At 49.6% G+C, this 17,885-nt stretch carries 13 protein-coding genes; 12 read left to right on the top strand and 1 reads right to left on the bottom strand.

Annotation, left to right across the window (positions count from 1 at the left end):
- Positions 1 to 227: 227 nt before the first annotated feature.
- From CSQ88_RS15140 to CSQ88_RS23435, 6 genes are all read left to right on the top strand, one after another.
- Positions 228 to 1,907, top strand: coding sequence for a class I SAM-dependent DNA methyltransferase (locus tag CSQ88_RS15140; RefSeq protein ID WP_099398924.1), 1,680 nt, complete (start codon positions 228 to 230; stop codon positions 1,905 to 1,907).
- Positions 1,897 to 3,012 carry a YhcG family protein gene (locus tag CSQ88_RS15135; protein ID WP_218963111.1) on the top strand — a complete coding sequence of 372 codons (1,116 nt, stop codon included), beginning with the start codon at positions 1,897 to 1,899 and terminating at the stop codon, positions 3,010 to 3,012. Before CSQ88_RS15140 ends, CSQ88_RS15135 begins: the two co-directional genes overlap by 11 nt.
- Before the next feature lie 304 nt (positions 3,013 to 3,316).
- The gene (locus tag CSQ88_RS15130; RefSeq protein ID WP_099398923.1) at positions 3,317 to 4,732 is read left to right on the top strand and encodes a restriction endonuclease subunit S; all 1,416 of its coding nucleotides are present in this window, start codon (positions 3,317 to 3,319) and stop codon (positions 4,730 to 4,732) included.
- The gene (locus CSQ88_RS15125) at positions 4,725 to 6,761 is read left to right on the top strand and encodes an RNA-binding domain-containing protein (RefSeq protein WP_180273673.1); all 2,037 of its coding nucleotides are present in this window, start codon (positions 4,725 to 4,727) and stop codon (positions 6,759 to 6,761) included. Before CSQ88_RS15130 ends, CSQ88_RS15125 begins: the two co-directional genes overlap by 8 nt.
- A 257-nt stretch (positions 6,762 to 7,018) precedes the next feature.
- Entirely contained in the window at positions 7,019 to 9,646 is a 2,628-nt protein-coding gene (locus CSQ88_RS15120; RefSeq protein WP_257212624.1) for a type I restriction endonuclease subunit R, read from the top strand.
- Positions 9,636 to 10,178 carry a DUF3387 domain-containing protein gene (locus CSQ88_RS23435; protein WP_257212623.1) on the top strand — a complete coding sequence of 181 codons (543 nt, stop codon included), beginning with the start codon at positions 9,636 to 9,638 and terminating at the stop codon, positions 10,176 to 10,178. Before CSQ88_RS15120 ends, CSQ88_RS23435 begins: the two co-directional genes overlap by 11 nt.
- 167 nt (positions 10,179 to 10,345) lie before the next feature.
- Here CSQ88_RS23435 and CSQ88_RS15115 read toward each other — a convergent pair whose 3' ends face one another.
- Positions 10,346 to 12,550 (bottom strand): OsmC domain/YcaO domain-containing protein, encoded by a 2,205-nt coding sequence (locus CSQ88_RS15115; RefSeq protein WP_099398921.1) that lies wholly within the window; start codon positions 12,548 to 12,550, stop codon positions 10,346 to 10,348.
- 294 nt (positions 12,551 to 12,844) lie between these two features.
- Between CSQ88_RS15115 and CSQ88_RS15110 the strand changes: the two genes are divergently transcribed.
- The 6 genes from CSQ88_RS15110 to CSQ88_RS15085 all read left to right on the top strand — a co-directional run bounded on the left by CSQ88_RS15110 (position 12,845) and on the right by CSQ88_RS15085 (position 17,870).
- Positions 12,845 to 13,297: an isoprenylcysteine carboxylmethyltransferase family protein gene (locus tag CSQ88_RS15110; protein ID WP_099398920.1), complete on the top strand. Its 453-nt coding sequence runs from the start codon at positions 12,845 to 12,847 to the stop codon at positions 13,295 to 13,297.
- 116 nt (positions 13,298 to 13,413) lie between these two features.
- A complete protein-coding gene (locus CSQ88_RS15105) occupies positions 13,414 to 15,375 on the top strand; it encodes a GGDEF domain-containing protein (protein ID WP_099398919.1) in 1,962 nt (653 codons plus the stop codon).
- A 212-nt stretch (positions 15,376 to 15,587) separates the two neighbouring features.
- Complete coding sequence (locus tag CSQ88_RS15100; RefSeq protein ID WP_099398918.1) at positions 15,588 to 16,322, top strand: DUF695 domain-containing protein; 735 nt, start codon at positions 15,588 to 15,590, stop codon at positions 16,320 to 16,322.
- Positions 16,323 to 16,356: 34 nt separating this feature from the next.
- Positions 16,357 to 16,827 (top strand): OsmC family protein, encoded by a 471-nt coding sequence (locus CSQ88_RS15095; protein ID WP_099398917.1) that lies wholly within the window; start codon positions 16,357 to 16,359, stop codon positions 16,825 to 16,827.
- Positions 16,827 to 17,273 carry a GNAT family N-acetyltransferase gene (locus tag CSQ88_RS15090; RefSeq protein ID WP_099398916.1) on the top strand — a complete coding sequence of 149 codons (447 nt, stop codon included), beginning with the start codon at positions 16,827 to 16,829 and terminating at the stop codon, positions 17,271 to 17,273. The genes CSQ88_RS15095 and CSQ88_RS15090 overlap by 1 nt, the downstream gene beginning before the upstream one ends.
- 66 nt (positions 17,274 to 17,339) lie before the next feature.
- Positions 17,340 to 17,870, top strand: coding sequence for a DUF523 domain-containing protein (locus CSQ88_RS15085; protein WP_099398915.1), 531 nt, complete (start codon positions 17,340 to 17,342; stop codon positions 17,868 to 17,870).
- Positions 17,871 to 17,885 lie beyond the last annotated feature (15 nt).

Raw genomic sequence — 17,885 nt, 5'->3', positions numbered from 1 at the left:
ACATTAGAAAAACTCCCGACTTGGCCCAATAGCCGAATTGACGAGCTGCTGCCATTTGTTAAAGATCAGAACCCACAAGATAACGAAGGCTAAAGCAGCTGGCTAGGTGGGAGGGCTGAGCGCTTACTTTGAATTCGGTCTAAATCCTTGTAGATCCTCGCTTCATACTGTGCTTTGCCAGTTATAATCTGACGCAACCTTTCGCTAGACATAAAGAATAATTAAACATGCTCCAAGATATCCAAAAAACCCTCTGGTCGGCCGCGGATAAGCTGCGCGCCAATGTTGATGCAGCGGAATACAAGCACATCGCGCTTGGCATGATTTTTCTGAAATTTATTTCGGATTCTTTCTCTGCCCGCCGCGCTGAACTCACGCGCCGCTTTGCGGATGAAAATGACGATTACTTCCTGCACGATAGCGACGATGAATTACTGGCCGAAGAGCTGGAAGACCGCGATTACTACAAAGAAGTGAATGTATTTTGGGTGCCAGAAGGCGCGCGCTGGGAAGCGTTGCGTGCTAACGCCAAGCAGGCCGATATTGGCAAGCGTATTGATGACGCACTGGCGATTTTGGAGCAGGAAAACCCCAGCCTGAAAGGGATTCTGGATAAACGCTACGCCCGCGCGCCTTTACCTGATGGCAAGCTCGGCGAATTGGTTGATTTGATTTCGACCATCGGCTTTGGCGAAGACCAAGGCAAAGCCCGCGATATTCTGGGGCAAGTGTATGAATACTTCCTCGGCCAGTTTGCCTGTGCCGAAGGTAAAAAAGGCGGGCAGTTCTACACGCCGCAATCCATTGTTAAAACACTGGTCGCCGTGCTCGACCCGCATCAGGGCAAGGTTTATGACCCCTGCTGCGGCTCGGGCGGCATGTTTGTGCAATCAGAAAAATTTATCGAGGCTCATGGGGGGCAGCTCGGTGATGTATCTATTTATGGGCAGGAATCTAACCCGACGACCTGGCGCCTGGCGGCGATGAACCTCGCCATTCGTGGCATCGACTTCAACCTTGGCCGTGAGCCGGGCGACACCTTTACCAAAAACCAGCACCCCGACCTGCGCGCCGATTACATCCTTGCCAACCCGCCATTTAATATCAGCGACTGGTGGCATGGCTCTCTGGAAGGCGATTCGCGCTGGGTGTACGGCACGCCGCCGCAAGGCAACGCCAACTATGCTTGGCTGCAGCATATGCTCTACCATCTTAAATCCGATGGCCGCGCTGGCATTGTGCTGGCCAATGGCTCGATGTCGTCCAGCCAGAACAGCGAGGGCGACATCCGCCGCGCCATGGTGGATGCCGACGTGGTGGAAGTGATGATTGCGCTGCCCGGCCAGCTGTTCTTCAACACCCAAATCCCAGCCTGCCTGTGGTTCTTGGCCAAAAACAAAACCACGCGCCAAGGCGAAGTGCTGTTCATCGACGCCCGCAAGCTCGGCAAAATGATTTCACGCGTGCAATGCGAGCTGGATGACGAGGCGATTACCCGCATCGCTAATCTGGTGAAGGCTTGGCGCGGCTCAGCAGGCAAAATCCCCCTCAATCCCCCTTTGCCAAAGGGGGAGGCTAAAACCATTACATTGATTCAAGCCACTGCATCAGTTCCCCCCTTTGAAAAAGGGGGGCCAGGGGGGATTTCTGCGCCAGATGAAACCATCACCGAATACCAGGACATCCCCGGCTTCTGCCGCAGCGTCAAACTCGCTGAAATTGCCGAACACGGCCACGTCCTCACCCCCGGCCGCTACGTTGGCGCGGAAGAAGTGGAAGACAACGACGAAGATTTTGCGACCAAGATGACTGCGCTGACTGAAAAGCTCGGCGAGCAAATGGCCAAAGGTGCGGAACTCGACCAGCTGATTCGCCAGAAACTGGGAGGCTTAGGATATGAGTTCTGATCAAGCAGATCAGCGCAAACAGCGAGGCAAAGTCGACCGTACTGCTAGTTTCCCTGTGCCAGCCGAATCGATTGAAATGCCTGATAGCTATGCCATCACTTTAAATGAACTCAAGCAACGTATAGGCAGGGAGCGCTTGCGTGTGGTCTTGGCGAGTAATTCGGCCATGGTGCTGTTGTACTGGGAAATCGGCCAACACATCCTCAATAAACAGCAGGATGAAGGCTGGGGCGCACGGGTTATCGACCGGCTGGCTCACGATTTGCGCTTGGCTTTTCCGGATATGAAAGGTTTTTCACCGCGCAATCTAAAATATATGCGCAGTTTTGCCTCAACCTGGACAGATCAGGCCATTGTGCAAGCGGTGCTTGCACAATTAACCTGGTATCACAATATCGCGCTATTAGAGAAGCTCAGTGATGAAACCGAGCGGCTGTGGTATGCGCAACAAACTCTGGAATACGGTTGGTCGCGCAATATTTTAGCCATGCAAATCGAATCCCGCGCCATCGCCCGCCACGGCAAAGCGCAGAATAATTTTCCTGCCACCTTGCCGCCACTCGATTCCGACATGGCCAGCCAGGTGTTTAAAGACCCATATCTGTTCGATTTTTTAGGCACCGGCGCACCGCGCCGTGAAAAAGAACTGGAACAAGGGCTGATGGATCATATCCAGAAGTTCTTACTTGAACTCGGTCAGGGTTTTGCCTTTGTCGGGCGACAAGTTCATCTGGAAATGGGCGATCAGGATTTTTATCTGGATTTATTGTTCTATCACCTCAAGTTACGCCGCTATATCGTCATCGAACTGAAAGCCCGCGAATTCACCCCCGGTGATGGCGCACAACTGGGCATGTATATGACCGCAGTCAATCGCCTGCTCGCTCATCCAGACGATCAGCCCGCACTCGGTCTGCTGTTGGTCAGAAAGAAAAATCAGATTCTGGTCGAATACGCTTTGGGCAATAGCAGCCAGCCGATTAGCGTGGCCGAATGGGAAACCCAACTCACCCGCTCGCTCCCCGAAGATTTACAAGCCAGCCTACCCAGCATCGCCGAAATCGAAGCCGAATTGCAGGGCGATATGGAGCCAGATGATGAATAAGCCAATCATTGCGCCAGCGGCGCTTGTATTGTTTGGGTATAGGGTTGTAGGTATTGTTAATCAATCGCTGCGGCTAGATACCCTTGCTGCTGTTGCTGGCGACGCAAGGCGTATCTTTTGCTCGGATGTAGCGTTAGAAATGGGGAGGGCTGGGGTATGAGTTCTGAGTCGGAAGCTGGAAAGGTGTATTCGTCGCGCAGTGGTAATGTGTCAGATAAGGGTATTGCTCTGAATTTAATTGTTATAAAGGCTTTTGGCGATATACCTTTGGCGATTGCGCGCTTCGGTGCGGAGAGGGTAGGCTATGACTTTTGAGCTGACGACTATCGGTCAATATGCATCAGTACAAGGTGGATATGCATTTAAAAGCCAAGACTTTTTATCAAGTGGCTTTCTACCCGTTTTAAAAATTAAAAATGTTCGTCACGGTTATGTTGACTATGGCGACACCACTTATGTCAGTGAGCAAGTCGCAGCCTCATGTGATAAATGGGAAACGGTAACTGGTGATGTTCTGATCTCAATGACGGGCTCAGGACCAAGTGCACCTGAGTCTCTAGTTGGACGTGTTGCTCGTGTTTGGAATTCTGAACCAACTGCGCTGATAAATCAGCGAGTGGGTCGATTGATTCTGAAGCAAAAAGATGCGATTGATAAAGACTTTTTGTTTTATGTGTTGAGCCAGAAAGAATCTCAGGAATACCTAGTTTCGAATTCAACTGGAAGTGCCAACCAAGTAAACATAAGCGGGAAAACAATCGAATCGGTTGCTTGTCCAATCGTAACCTTGGAAGAAAGTCAGGAAATCGCAGGGTTTTTAAGAGCGTTTGATCAAAGAATTCGTTTGTTGCGCGAGACCAATGCGACTCTGGAGGCGATGGCGCAGGCTTTGTTTAAGTCGTGGTTTGTTGATTTCGACCCCGTCTACGCCAACGCCAGCACCAAGCAAATGATCAACCCTGCGTCATCCCCGAGTGATTTTGTCGGGGATCCAGGCGTGCCACTGGATTCCCGCCTACGCGGGAATGACGATCTACTCCCCCCCGAACTCCAAACCCTCTTCCCCGCCACCTTCACCGCTTCCCCACAAGGCTTGGTGCCGGAGGGGTGGGAATGGCAGGCACTGGATGAAGCTTACGAGCTCAATCCAAAGCGCAATTTGAAGAAAGGGGTTTTGGCAAAGTATCTCGATATGGCCAGCGTAGGTACTAGCGGGCATACCGCAGAAAGCGCAATCAATCGAGAGTTTGGCTCTGGCACAAAATTCATCAATGGCGACACGCTGCTTGCGCGTATTACGCCATGCTTAGAAAACGGCAAGACGGCCTTTGTTGATTTTCTGGAAGAGGATGAAACAGGCTGGGGTTCAACCGAGTTTATCGTTATGAGGCCAAAAACGCCGTTGCCGCCGTACCATGCGTATCTGTTATCGCGCTTTCCTGCGTTCCGAGAGTTTGCAATCCAGAGCATGTCTGGCACTAGTGGGCGTCAGCGAGTACAAAACGATGTCCTTGGACGATACATGCTGGCTGTACCTGATGCTGCGGTCGCAGAAGTATTTGGCCAGTCAGTGGGTGTTATTCAGCAGAAAATTCAGGCTAATCACCAACAAGCCCAAACCCTCGCCACCCTACGCGACACGCTGCTGCCGCGCCTCATCTCCGGCCAGCTCCGCCTGCCCGATGCCGATGCGATGCAAGCGGAGGTCTGTGATGTTTGATCTACACACGCTAGATGATCTAAGCCTACTGGCTGAATCTTATGAGCTGGAATGCAAGCTGGCGCAGGGGCGGGATGGTCTAGGGGGACTTCCTAAGGACTTCTGGCCGACGTATTCAGCGATGAGCAACGCCTATGGTGGAGTGGTATTGTTGGGAGTACGTGAAAAACAAGGGCAATTCACTATTGCAGGATTAGATAATCCGGCAAAGGTGCGTGGTGATCTCTTTAATACCTTGAATAACCCTGCCAAAGTCAGCTCAAACCTTTTATCTGACGCTCATGTGTATGAAGCATGTATTGATAACAAGGTGATCCTAGTCGTGAATATTCCAGCAGCGACCCGAAAGCAGAAACCGGTGTATCTGAACGGGCAACCACTGGGCAATACTTACCGGCGTCTGCATGAAGGGGATCGTCATTGTGATGATGAAACCGTCAAGCGTATGTTGGCCGAGCAAATGGAAGACGAGCGTGATGCGCGCATTTTGCCTGGCTTTAGCATGGCGGATATTGACCCTGAAAGTCTGCGCATCTATCGGCAAATGCTGCGCGATGAAAAACCGGCCCATCCTTATTTGGAGCAGGATGATTTCAATTTTCTGGTCAGTTTGCGCGGTTGGCGGCGTGATCGGCAAACGGGCGAAGAAGGATTAACCTTGGCTGGGCTGCTGATGTTTGGTAATTGGTTGGCCATCCAAGAGGGCGTGCCGAATTATTTTGTCGATTATCAGGAACGACCAGAGGCGAAAGCCGAGCTGCGCTGGGTAGATAGACTGGTGCCGGACGGTAGCTGGACTGGTAATTTGTTTGAGTTTTACCGCCGGGTGTATCGCAAGTTAGTGGCTGATTTAAAAGTGCCATTTGCGCTCAAAGATGGTCAGCGGCAAGACGATACGCCTGTGCATGTGGCATTGCGTGAGGCGTTGGTCAATACACTGGTGCATGCCGATTACAGTGGTCGTCTCTCGGTGCTGGTGGTAAAGCACCCTGATCTGTTTGGATTTAGAAATCCAGGCGGTTTGCGCCTACCTATTGAACAGGTAATTCGAGGTGGAGATAGTGATTGCCGGAATCGAATTTTGCATCAAATGTTTCTATTGATCGGGCTTGGTGAACGTGGTGGATCAGGCATACCCAAAATTTATAGCGGCTGGCGGAGTTGCGATTGGCGCCCCCCTGCATTACAAGAAAAGGACGAGCCAGAACAAACCCTGCTCATGCTGCATATGGCAGATTTGTTGCCAATCCATACTGTTGAGCAATTACGCCAACGCTTCGGCGATAAATTTGACGATTTGGATCAGGCAGGTCGCCTGATATTGGTTACTGCGGCATTAGAGCGGGTGGTGAGCCTCAATCGTTTACTCGAAATTTGTGGAGCTCATTCGCATGACTTGAGTTTATTGTTGGCGGCACTTGTGCGTGATGGCTTATTACTTTCAGATGGAAAATCACGCGGTACAGTTTATTTTTTGTCCGGCGAAACCTTACCCACACCAGAGCAGGTATTTGTAGGCCCGACCTTATTATCACCATCAATTCTTAATATAGGGAGCAGCTCCGAATATTTGGTGGGGAGCTCCGAGTACTTGCCAAGTCGCTCCGAGTACTTGCCACTGGACTTGGAACCCAGCAATCCTGCATCAATGAGCACAGGGACAAGCCGCGATATGCATGGGCGCTTACTAAGTCCACATTTAGATGCACCAATCGTTGACGATCTTGATGCACTAGGCGAAGAATTTCGAAGCTTGCTTGAGTCACTGGCTGATGAGCCCAGAAACAAGGCTAAATTAGGGCAAGAGCAAATGGAGCGAGTTTTACTCGCTTTATGCCGTGATCAATTTATGACTTTATCTGTATTGGCTTCCTTAGTTAATCGCAACTCCGATGGACTTCGTCAGCGATACCTGAGCAGAATGGTAAAAAATCGTCTTATTACTTTGGCATTTCCAAGAACGCCAACGCATGAAAAACAAGCTTATCGTGCGGCAGAGGGGCAAGGTCGAACAGAAACAACTAAATAAGTGCTTTAGCGCAAAATACAGAAGGGGTACTTAAAAGAATTAAGCCATTGTTTATAAATGAATAATATGTTTTAACGCAAACCGCCATATCAGTGCCAGCACCGTTATACATAACAAGCCAGCATTGATTTTTGCTTTTCAAACACGTCGCAGAGATGTGTCGATTGAATCGACACATCAACAAAACCTGTCGATTTTTTGCTGTTTTTTAAACACATCCAAAGGATGTGTCGATTTAATCGACACAGATCACCTTAATGACCGAAGACCAATTAGAACAAGAAGCCCTGAGCTGGCTGGTTGAAACAGGTTATCGCTATCTCTGTGGCTATGATATTGCGCCCGATGGCAAAGACGCAGAGCGCGCTGATTATGTGCAGCCGGTTTTAATTGAACGTCTGCGGTCCGCTATTGCACGATTAAATCCCTTAATTCCTTTAGTGGCACAGGCCGATGCGCTTAAGCAGGTGCTGGATTTAGGAACACCTGCTTTATTGGCGGCGAATCGGCATTTTCATGGCCTGCTGGTGAATGGTGTGCCAGTGCAATACCAGAAAGACGGCGAAACGCGCGGTGATTTTGTGTGGTTGATTGATTTTGCAGAAGCTAGCAAAAATGAATTTCTGGCGATTAATCAGTACACATTGAAAGGCGCAAAACATACCCGCAGGCCGGATATTGTTTTATTTGTGAATGGCTTGCCGTTGGTATTGCTAGAGCTTAAAAATCCCGCCGATGAGAATGCCGACATTTACAAAGCGTTTGAGCAGATTCAAACCTACAAAGCGCAAATCCCCGACGTATTCCAATACAACGAAATTCTGGTGATTTCGGATGGGTCTGAGGCGCGGATGGGGTCTTTATCCGCCAATGCCGAGCGCTATATGCAATGGCGTACGATTGATGGGGTGAGTCTCGACCCGCTTGGGCAATTTAATGAATTAGAAACGCTGATTCGAGGCATTCTTGCGCCGGAATATCTTCTGGATTATCTGCGCTTTTTTGTGCTGTTTGAAGACGATGGCACGCTGATCAAAAAGATCGCCGGCTATCACCAGTTTCATGCCGTACGCTCGGCCATTGGCCAGGTGGTGGCCGCTTCACGCCCTGATGTGATTGGCGGTCGTAAGGGTAAAGGCGGTGTGGTGTGGCATACACAGGGTAGCGGCAAGAGCATTACCATGACCTGCTTTGCCGCGCGCGTGATGCGCGAAGCCGCGATGGAAAACCCGACCATTGTGGTGATTACCGACCGCAATGATCTGGATGGTCAGTTGTTTGGTGTGTTTTCTTTGGCGCAGGATTTGCTTCGTGAGCAGCCAGTGCAAGTAAGTACCCGGCAAGATTTACGGGCCAAATTGAGTAACCGCCCCTCTGGCGGGATTGTGTTTGCCACCATTCAAAAGTTTGCGCCAGGCGAGGATGAAGACGTTTTCCCCCTATTATCAGACCGGCACAATATTGTGGTGATTGCCGATGAGGCACACCGCACGCAATATGGTTTTGAAGCAAAACTCAAACAACGCCTGCCAAAGCCTACCCAAGCCCCCATTCTGGCTGGCGTCGCTCAAGAAGCAAGCCCTCCGTATTTAACAAGCAGCTATCAAGTCGGTTACGCCCAACATCTGCGTGATGCACTGCCCAATGCCACTTTTGTGGCGTTCACCGGCACGCCGGTATCTAGCGAGGATAGAGATACGCGCTCGGTATTTGGTGAATATATCCATATTTACGATATGCAACAGGCCAAAGAAGATGGCGCGACGGTGGCGATTTATTATGAATCGCGGCTAGCAAAATTAAGCCTGAAAGTCGATGAAATGGCCCAGATTGACGATGACGTTGATGAGCTGGCCGAGGATGAAGAAGAAAGCGAGCAAGGCAAGCTTAAATCTAAATGGGCGGCACTCGAGCGGATTGTAGGCGCGGAGCCGCGTATTGCCAGTGTGGCGGCTGATTTAGTGAATCACTTTGAAACACGGCAGCAAAGCCAGTCGGGTAAAGCCATGGTTGTGGCGATGAGCCGCGAGATTTGCGTTCATTTATATAAGGAGCTGATCAAGCTACGCCCGGATTGGCATAACGATGACCCGGAGCTGGGCGCGATCAAAATTGTGATGACCGGCTCGGCCAGTGACAAGGCAATGCTGCGGCCTCACATCTACCCTAAGCAAGTCAAAAAACGGCTGGAAAAACGCTTTAAAGATCCAAATGATCCTTTGCAATTAGTGATTGTGCGCGATATGTGGCTCACCGGCTTTGATGCGCCTTGCGTGCATACGCTGTATATCGATAAGCCCATGAAAGGGCACAATCTGATGCAAGCCATTGCCCGGGTGAATCGCGTATTCCACGATAAGCAAGGCGGCTTGGTCGTCGATTACATTGGCATCGCCAACGAGCTTAAAGCCGCGCTCAAGGAATACACTGCCAGCAACGGTAAGGGCAAACCAACCGTGGATACCTCAGAGGCTTGGGCGATTCTGGAGGAAAGGCTGGATGTTTTGCGTGGCATGTTGCATGGCTTTGATTACAGCAACTTTGAAACCGGTACTCATAAATTACTTGCTGGTGCAGCTAATCATATCCTGGGCTTGCCTGATGGCAAGAAACGCTTTGCTGATAACGCCTTGCAGATGAGCAAAGCTTTTAGCCTGTGCTGCACGCTGGATGAAGCCAAAGCGGTTCGTGAAGAAATTGCCTTTATGCAGGCAGTGAAAGTGTTGCTGGCCAAACGCGATATTTCGGATAAGAAACGCAGCGACGACGAAAAAGAGCTGGCGATTCGCCAGATCATTGCCCAAGCGGTCGTTAGCGATGAAGTTGTCGATATTTTCGATGCGGTTGGCCTCGAAAAACCCAACATCGGCTTGCTTGGACGATGATTTTCTGGCAGAAGTGTGTAATCTGCCTGAGAAGAACCTAGCTGTAGAATTGCTGGAGCGCTTGCTGGAAGGGGAAATCAAATCCAAGTTTGCCAGTAATGTGGTGCAGCAAAAGAAGTTTTCTGAGCTACTGACTGATGTGGTTAAACGCTATCAGAATCGTAGTATCGAAACCGCACAAGTGATGGAAGAATTGGTCGCTATGGCCAAGAAATTCCGTGAAGCGGCAGTACGTGGTGAAGCCTTGGGTTTATCAGAAGACGAAGTAAAGTTTTATGATGCACTAGCCAATAATGAATCGGCGGTGCGTGAGCTGCCGGACGAAACGCTCAAACGCATTGCCCATGAGCTTACGGAAAATTTGCGAAAAAATATCAGCGTGGATTGGTCGCAACGCGAAAGCGTGCGTGCAAAATTACGGATTATGGTGAAACGCATTCTGCGTAAATACGGCTATCCGCCTGATTTTCAGGACGAGGCGATTCAGACGGTACTGCAACAGGCTGAAGCATTGGGTGCTGAGTGGGTATGAGACGGTTGTTTGTGACAATAGTATTGAGAAATAGCTGAAATGGGCTGGTATTTTTATCTGATACAGTTTCCAACTGTAATTTTTTGCAAAAAAACGACCTTCAAGCGTTTAGCTTTGAAGGTCGTTTTTCTTTGTTATGCTTCAGATTTACTTTGCGTAAAAAACTGTTAAGCAGACTTCGCCACAAAACGCCCTCGCGCCGCATGCAGTTTTCTGTAGCTGTCGATCAGTCGATGGTGCTTATCCAGGCCTTCCAGTTTCATGCTGGTTTCAGTCAGTCCGAAGAAACGTACGCTGCCGTTGGCGGAGCCAATGGCTGCGTCCATGCGTGGGTTGCCGAACATGCGGCGGAAGTTGACTTCGTAGTCGGCCAGCTCCAGCTCATCATCCAGTAATACGTCGAGCACGGCATTGAGGGCCTGGTAAAACAGCACGCGATCTAAGGTGTTGTCGTTGTATTGCAGGAAGGCACCGACCAGATCGTGCGCGTCTTCAAAGCGCTGCAGGGCCAGATTAATCAGCAGTTTTAATTCCAGCACGGTCAGCTGGCCCCACACTGTGTTTTCGTCAAATTTGATGCCAATTAAATCCGATACCTTGGAGTAATCGCCCAGCTCGTTGTCTTCCAGCCGATACAGCAGCGCGGCGAGGGCCGCGTTATCCAGCCTGTGCAGATTCAGGATATCTTCGCGGAACAGCAGCGCTTTGTTGGTGTTATCCCAGATTAAATCTTCTACCAGATAAATCTCTGAATAGGCGGGCACCAGAATGCGGCAGGCGGTAGCGCCTAACTGATCGTACACCGCCATATAGGACTCTTTGCCCAGGTCTTTGAGAATGCCGAACAGGGCCGCGGCTTCTTCGGTGTTGGCGTTTGGCCCCTGGCTGGAGAAATCCCATTCAACAAATTGGTAATTCGATTTGGCACTGAAAAAGCGCCATGAAACAATGCCGCTTGAATCAATAAAGTGCTCAACAAAGTTATTTGGCTCGGTTAAGGCATGGCTTTCAAAAGTGGGGCGGGGCAGATCGTTGAGGCCTTCAAAGCTGCGGCCTTGCAGCAGTTCGGTCAGGCTGCGCTCTAAGGCGACTTCCAGGCTTGGGTGCGCGCCGAAGGATGCAAATACACCGCCGGTACGCGGGTTCATCAGGGTGACGCACATCACCGGGTAAACGCCGCCGAGCGATGCATCTTTCACCAGCACCGGAAAGCCTTGTTCTTCAAGGCCAGCAATCCCGGCCAGAATGCCTGGGTATTTCGCCAGCACTTCCTGCGGCACATCGGGCAGGGTGATTTCGCCTTCTAAAATTTCGCGTTTGACTGCACGCTCAAAAATCTCTGAAAGGCATTGCACCTGCGCTTCTGCCAGCGTGTTGCCGGCGCTCATGCCATTACTTACATAAAGGTTTTCAACCAGATTGGAAGGGAAATACACCGTCTCGCCATCGGACTGGCGCACAAAGGGCAAGGAACAGATGCCGCGCGCAGTATTGCCGGAGTTGGTGTCATACAGATGCGTGCCCAGTAATTCGCCATCCGGGTTGTAAATTTCACGGCAGTAGTCATCCAGAATTTCAATCGGCAGGGCGTTGTTAGGGCCGGGCTGAAACCAGCGCTCTTGCGGGTAATGCACGAATTCTGCATTAGCGAATTCTTCGCCCCAGAATTGGCCTGCGTAAAAATGGTTGCAGCTGATGCGCTCGATATACTCGCCCAGCGCTGAGGCCAGCGCGCTTTCCTTGCTGGCGCCCTTGCCATTGGTAAAACACATGGCCGAGTGCGCATCGCGGATATGCAGCGACCACACATTAGGCACAATATTGCGCCATGAGGCGATTTCAATTTTGATGCCCAGATCGGCCAGCAGGCCGGACATATTGGCGATGGTCTGCTCCAGCGGCAGATCTTTGCCCACGATATAGGTGGCAGCGTCGCTGTCGGTGTTTAAGGTCAGTAAAGCTTGGGCATCTGCTTCTAAGCTCTCTACTTCTTCAATCACAAACCCGGGGCCGGTTTGCACGACTTTTTTAACCGTACATCGGTCGATAGAGCGCAAAATGCCTAGTCGGTCTTTGGCAGAAATATCCGCAGGCAGCTCGACCTGAATCTTAAAAATTTGCTGGTAGCGGTTTTCCGGGTCAACAATATTGTTTTGCGACAGGCGGATATTCTCGGTTGGAATATTGCGTGTTTCACAGTACAACTTCACGAAGTAAGCAGCGCATAAAGCGGATGAAGCTAAAAAGTAATCGAACGGGCCAGGTGCAGAGCCATCGCCCTTATAGCGGACAGGCTGATCCGCGATCACTGTGAAATCATCGAACTTGGCTTCAAGGCGAAGCTTGTCGAGAAAGTTGACCTTAATTTCCATGGGTAATTCCTTAAATAATGCGCATTTTTGGCCGCATTATCCCTTGTTTTTCCTGCATCGTCCTGTGCTTAACTGCCAGCCGGCCGGATATGGCTTTATACGGCCACCCGATAAAGTTTATTGGTTTTTCATATTGCAGGAATGACTGCCGGAACGGGCGTGTTTGTCTGGATGTGAAATATCGATCTTTGACCAGATCAGATATCTGCAGCTGATTAAAGTGGCACTATTGCTGGCTGGTGCACATACTGAAGCGGCTTGGTTTAATGTGGTGCTGAGTAAGGGGCAGGATGCATGGGGCAACGAGGTGAAATATGGGTGCTGATCCAGGCGCTGCTGCTGATTGTGTTGCTGTGGGTGCCGCATATTGGTCCCGCCTGGCCGCAGCCGGGCGTGTTTAGTGCTGTGGGCTGGGGCATTGCTTTCATGGGGGGCATTTTGCTGGCGAAAAGTGCGATTGATCTTGGCCGCTCACTCACGCCTTTTCCCAAGCCATTGCCGCAGAGCGAGCTGGTCATTACAGGTTTTTATCGTTTTGTGCGCCATCCGATTTATTTGGGGGTTTTGTCTGTTGCGCTTGGAATTTCATTCATCAGCCAAAGTAATTTACGAATTCTGATGACGATTATTTTATTTATATTCTTTGATTTAAAAGCACGTCGTGAAGAGCTTTGGCTGGAGCAGCGATATCCTCAGTATCTGGCTTATAAAATGCGGGTCAAAAGAATAATCCCATTTTTTTATTAAAATTATTTTTATAGCAGTGCTCATTACTTTTTCTATAAGTGTTAAATTGTATGGTTGATCTATAGTTTAAAAAAATACCTGAGTTTTTTATTGTGTTTATCGCCGCGAAACGACGCATGAAACTTTTTTTAACAGCTTTGCTGAGTATATTGAGCATATTCTCGCCAGTGATGGCGAATGATAAGGTGACGCTGCAATTAAAGTGGGAGCATGCCTTTCAGTTTGCAGGTTATTACGCTGCAAAAGAGCTGGGCTTTTATGAGCAGGCAGACCTGAATGTAGACATTAAACCCGCCTTGCCTGGCACAGATCCCATTGCTGAGGTTGTATCCGGCCGGGCTGATTATGCCACCGGCACCAGCAGCCTTTTGCTGGCCCGTAAAATGGGCAAGCCCCTTGTTGTTTTAGCTGTTATTTTGCAGCACTCCCCCTTTGTGCTGATTGCCCTCGAAAAATCATCCACGCAAAGCATTCATTTCTTAAACGATAAGCGGCTGATGCTTGAGCCACTTGCGGAAGAACTGCTTGCCTATTTAAAGCGGGAGGGCATTGCGCTGGACAGCCTGAAGTTAGTTGCTCATAACTTTAAAACGGATTCGCTGCTGGGGGGGAGCGTAGATGCCATTTCTGCTTATCTGACTAACGAGCCCTTTATTCTGGATAAGGCGGGAATTAAATATCAGATCTATACACCGCGCTCTGTTGGCATCGATTTCTATGGCGATAATTTATTTACCAGCGAGCGTGAAATTGAGCAGCATCCCGAGCGGGTAAAGGCTTTCAGGGCTGCCAGCCTGCGGGGCTGGGAATACGCGATGGCGCATCCTGATGAAATCATTCAAATGATTTTAAGAAAATATGCGAGCTCCAGAAATCAGGCCCAGCTTGAGTTTGAAGCCGCACAAATGGCGGCCTTGATGCGGACCGATCTGGTTGCTGTGGGCTATATGAACCCCGGGCGCTGGCGGCACATTGCCGATACCTATGCCGAGATTGGCATGTTGCCCAATGCCTTTTCACTGAAAGGTTTTTTGTACGATGAGCACCCTAAAGTGGATCTTTCCTGGATCTACAGGCTGCTTGGCATTTCATTAAGCCTGCTGGTGCTGGTGGGATCTATTGCGCTTTATATTCATTATCTGAATGGCAGGCTGGCCAAGACGCTGGCTGAAGGCCGTCTTACAGAGCAGCGCTTAAAAGTTTTTTCAACCGTGATTGAACAAAGCCCTACGCCCGTTTTAATTACCAGCCCCGATCGGGTGATTCAGTATGTAAACCCCAAGTTTTCTGAAGAAACAGGCTATGCACCGGATGAAGTACTTGGCAAAACGCCTGGCTTTTTGCGTGCAGACGGTGTGGATGAATCGGCCTATATAGAAATGTGGAGCCATCTGGTAAGAGGCCATCGCTGGGTGGGGGAGCTGCTGACCAAGCGTAAATCGGGTGAGCAGTGCTGGGAAGAGGCTTATGTGGGGCCGGTAAAGGATGGCTCTGGGGCCATTACGCATTTTGTGGCGGTGCTGCTGGATATTAATGAGCGCAAGCAGATTCACCAGCAGCTTGCACACTCAGCACATTACGATTTGCTGACGCAATTACCTAATCGTATTCTTTTATTTGAAAGAATCGGCCAGGCCCTCATCAGGGCAAAGCGTAATCAAGGCAAGCTGGCCATCTTATTTATTGATCTGGATAAATTCAAACCGGTCAATGATCTTCATGGGCACGCCACCGGAGATCTGCTGCTGGAAGAATCAGCAAAAAGAATGCTGAGCTGCCTGCGGGATTCGGACACCGTAGGGCGAATAGGCGGCGATGAATTTATGGTGCTCCTGCCTGAAATCAATAGTGAAAGCGACGCCCGGGCCGTGGCAGAAAAAATACGCGAAGCACTGAAGCTAACCTTCATTCTTGCAGAAAAATCCCTCACCATCTCATCCTGCATCGGCATCGCCCTATTCCCCGATCACGGCACAAATGTGGCTGAACTGGCTAAAAATGCAGATGCAGCCATGTACCAGGCTAAAGCTTTGGGCGGGGATGGGGTGAGTGTGTTTGTACCGCCTTTAGTGAATTAACCCCGCCTTTAGTGAATTAACCCCGCCTTAAAAAACAAGCCTGAATATCAAATGGGCATAAGGATTAAAAACATTTAGCGTTTGCTTATTTGCCAGAGTTTCCAGCTTGTTTTTCAATTGGCAATATCGATACGATTAAAATAGTTTCATGATAATATTGATTTTAATGTTTGGATAATGATTCAGTTATTTAAAAAATTCAGGAGAGCGGCGTGTCGGGTAATTGGGACTTTTATCTGCGCCAGGTAGAAAATCAGCCTGCTTCAATATTTGTTGATCTGGATATTGCTGCGCCTGTTGATGGCATTGCCATGATGGGCTATATCCGGGTATTTATGAATTCACCCCGCGAAGATGGCTTGTCCAGCCAGGAAGAAGCTGCCACTTTAAATCAAATAGAAGATCATATTGCACAGCTTGTTAATGACACTGTGCTTTATGTGGGCCGCTGCACTAAGGATGGCAGTCGTGATTTTATTCTTTACTTAAAAGAGGCAGATTTATGGGCGGAAAAGGCCGGAAAAGTAATGGAGGCCTTTCCGGAATATGAATACGAGACCGGGGTTCAGGATGACAGAGATTGGTCGGTTTATCTAAACTATCTTTCCCCATCTCAAGCAGACAGACAAATCATTAATAACCGCCGTATATGCAACACTTTAAAAAATCACGGGGATGCTTTGGATCAGGCCAGAGATCTTGATCATTGGGCGTATTTCTCTGATGCAAAGTCAAGAGCGGTATTTATTGAAAAAGTATCCGCATCAGGTTTTCTGATTGAAAAACTGATTGAGCCTGATGATGAATACCCGGAATATGGCGTTAAATTAAAGCGCAGTGATATACCAAGCCATGATCATATTGATCAGATTACCTTGCCTTTATTTCATCTTGCGGCCGAATTGGGTGGCAAATACGATGGCTGGGCAACATACCTTGTAAGCTGATTGATTTTTAATTGATAAACAGTAGAGCGATCTTATGTCTCAGCACACAGCAGAAATTCTTTGGATTCGGGGCGAGCAGGATTTCCTCAGTAATCGCTACAGCAGAAAACATCTGCTGCGCTTTGATGGTGGCTTAGAAATCCCCGGCTCATCATCGCCGCATGTGGTGCCCTTGCCGATGTCTGATGCTGCGGCACTGGATCCGGAAGAAGCTTTTATTGCCTCGCTTTCCAGCTGCCATATGCTGTGGTTTTTATCGATTGCTGCCCGGCAAAAATTTTGTGTAGACCGCTACTTTGACGCAGCTACAGGGGAAATGGCTAAAAACGCAGCTGGGAGAAAATGGCTGGCGGTGGTCACGCTCAGGCCGGAAGTCAGTTTTTCCGGGGATCGCCAGCCCACCAAAGAAGAGCTGGACCAAATGCACCATCAAGCGCATGAAGAATGCTTTATTGCCAACTCGGTTAAATCAGAAGTGCGTTGCCAGCCGGTGTGGGGAGGCTGATGTTTGTTGCAGAGCGATTGCAGCAGCGGGATTTGAGTGTGGCCAAAGAAATCCATGCCGTACAAATGGCCGCTTATGCTCAGGAGGCTGAGCTGATTGGTGCAAAACACTTTCCGCCTTTAAACACCACGCTTGATGATATTTTGCAGAGCCATGAGCATTTCTTTGGCATTGCCGATAAAGGCGGATTGCTGGCTGTAATCAGCCTGTGTGAAATGAATATCTGCTCTTTAGTTGTGGCCCCAAATCATCAGCGTAAGGGCCTCGCAACTTGTTTATTAAGGTTTGCAACTGAGCACGCTGAGGAGTTGACGGTGATGACTTCAGTTAAAAATACACCCGCCTTAGCTTTATATGCTGCGTTTGGTTTTGCAGAGTACCAGCGCTGCTTTAAAGACCCGGAAGCCTTAGAGCTGGTTTTTTTACGGCGTAAGCCTGCTGCCTGATAGCGATTTTTTGAATCACTTTTTGCGGGCCGCCTGGCTTCCATATCGCTTAAATACGGAATCAGCATGCAATATGTATTAGTCAGCGCCTGTTTATTGGGGCGGCCTGTGCGGTATAACGGCCGGGCTGCGGCGGGTGATCATCCTGTGCTGGCCGCCTGGGGGAGCGAAGGCAGGTTAATTGTGGTTTGCCCGGAAGTGGTAGCAGGATTGCCTGTTCCCCGCCCTCCGGCTGAAATCACGGCGATGCAAAGTGGCAGGGATGTATTGCAGGGCAAGGCTCAGGTTCTGGAATCAGGTGGCCGGGATGTGAGCGGGGCTTTTGTAAGTGGCGCTAAGCAGGCCTTGGCTGTCGCAAAAGAAAAAAATATACAAATCGCCATTCTAAAAGAAGGCAGCCCATCCTGTGGCTCGTCTTTTATTTACGATGGCAGCTTCACCGGCACTAAGCACGCACAAGCCGGGGTGACTGCGGCGCTGTTACAAGATGCTGGGATTCGGGTATTCAGCGAGCTGGAGCTGGACGAGGCAGCTGCATATTTAAAGGGCTTAGAGGCAGAGATTTCTAATGAAAATGGCCCGCATAATGGCATGTAAATCACAGAGTAAATA

The sequence above is a fragment of the Iodobacter sp. BJB302 genome, assembly GCF_002735645.1.
Lineage (GTDB): Bacteria > Pseudomonadota > Gammaproteobacteria > Burkholderiales > Chitinibacteraceae > Iodobacter.
Note: the sequence above shows the minus strand (reverse complement) of the source record. Positions and strands in the feature narration are given on the sequence as shown.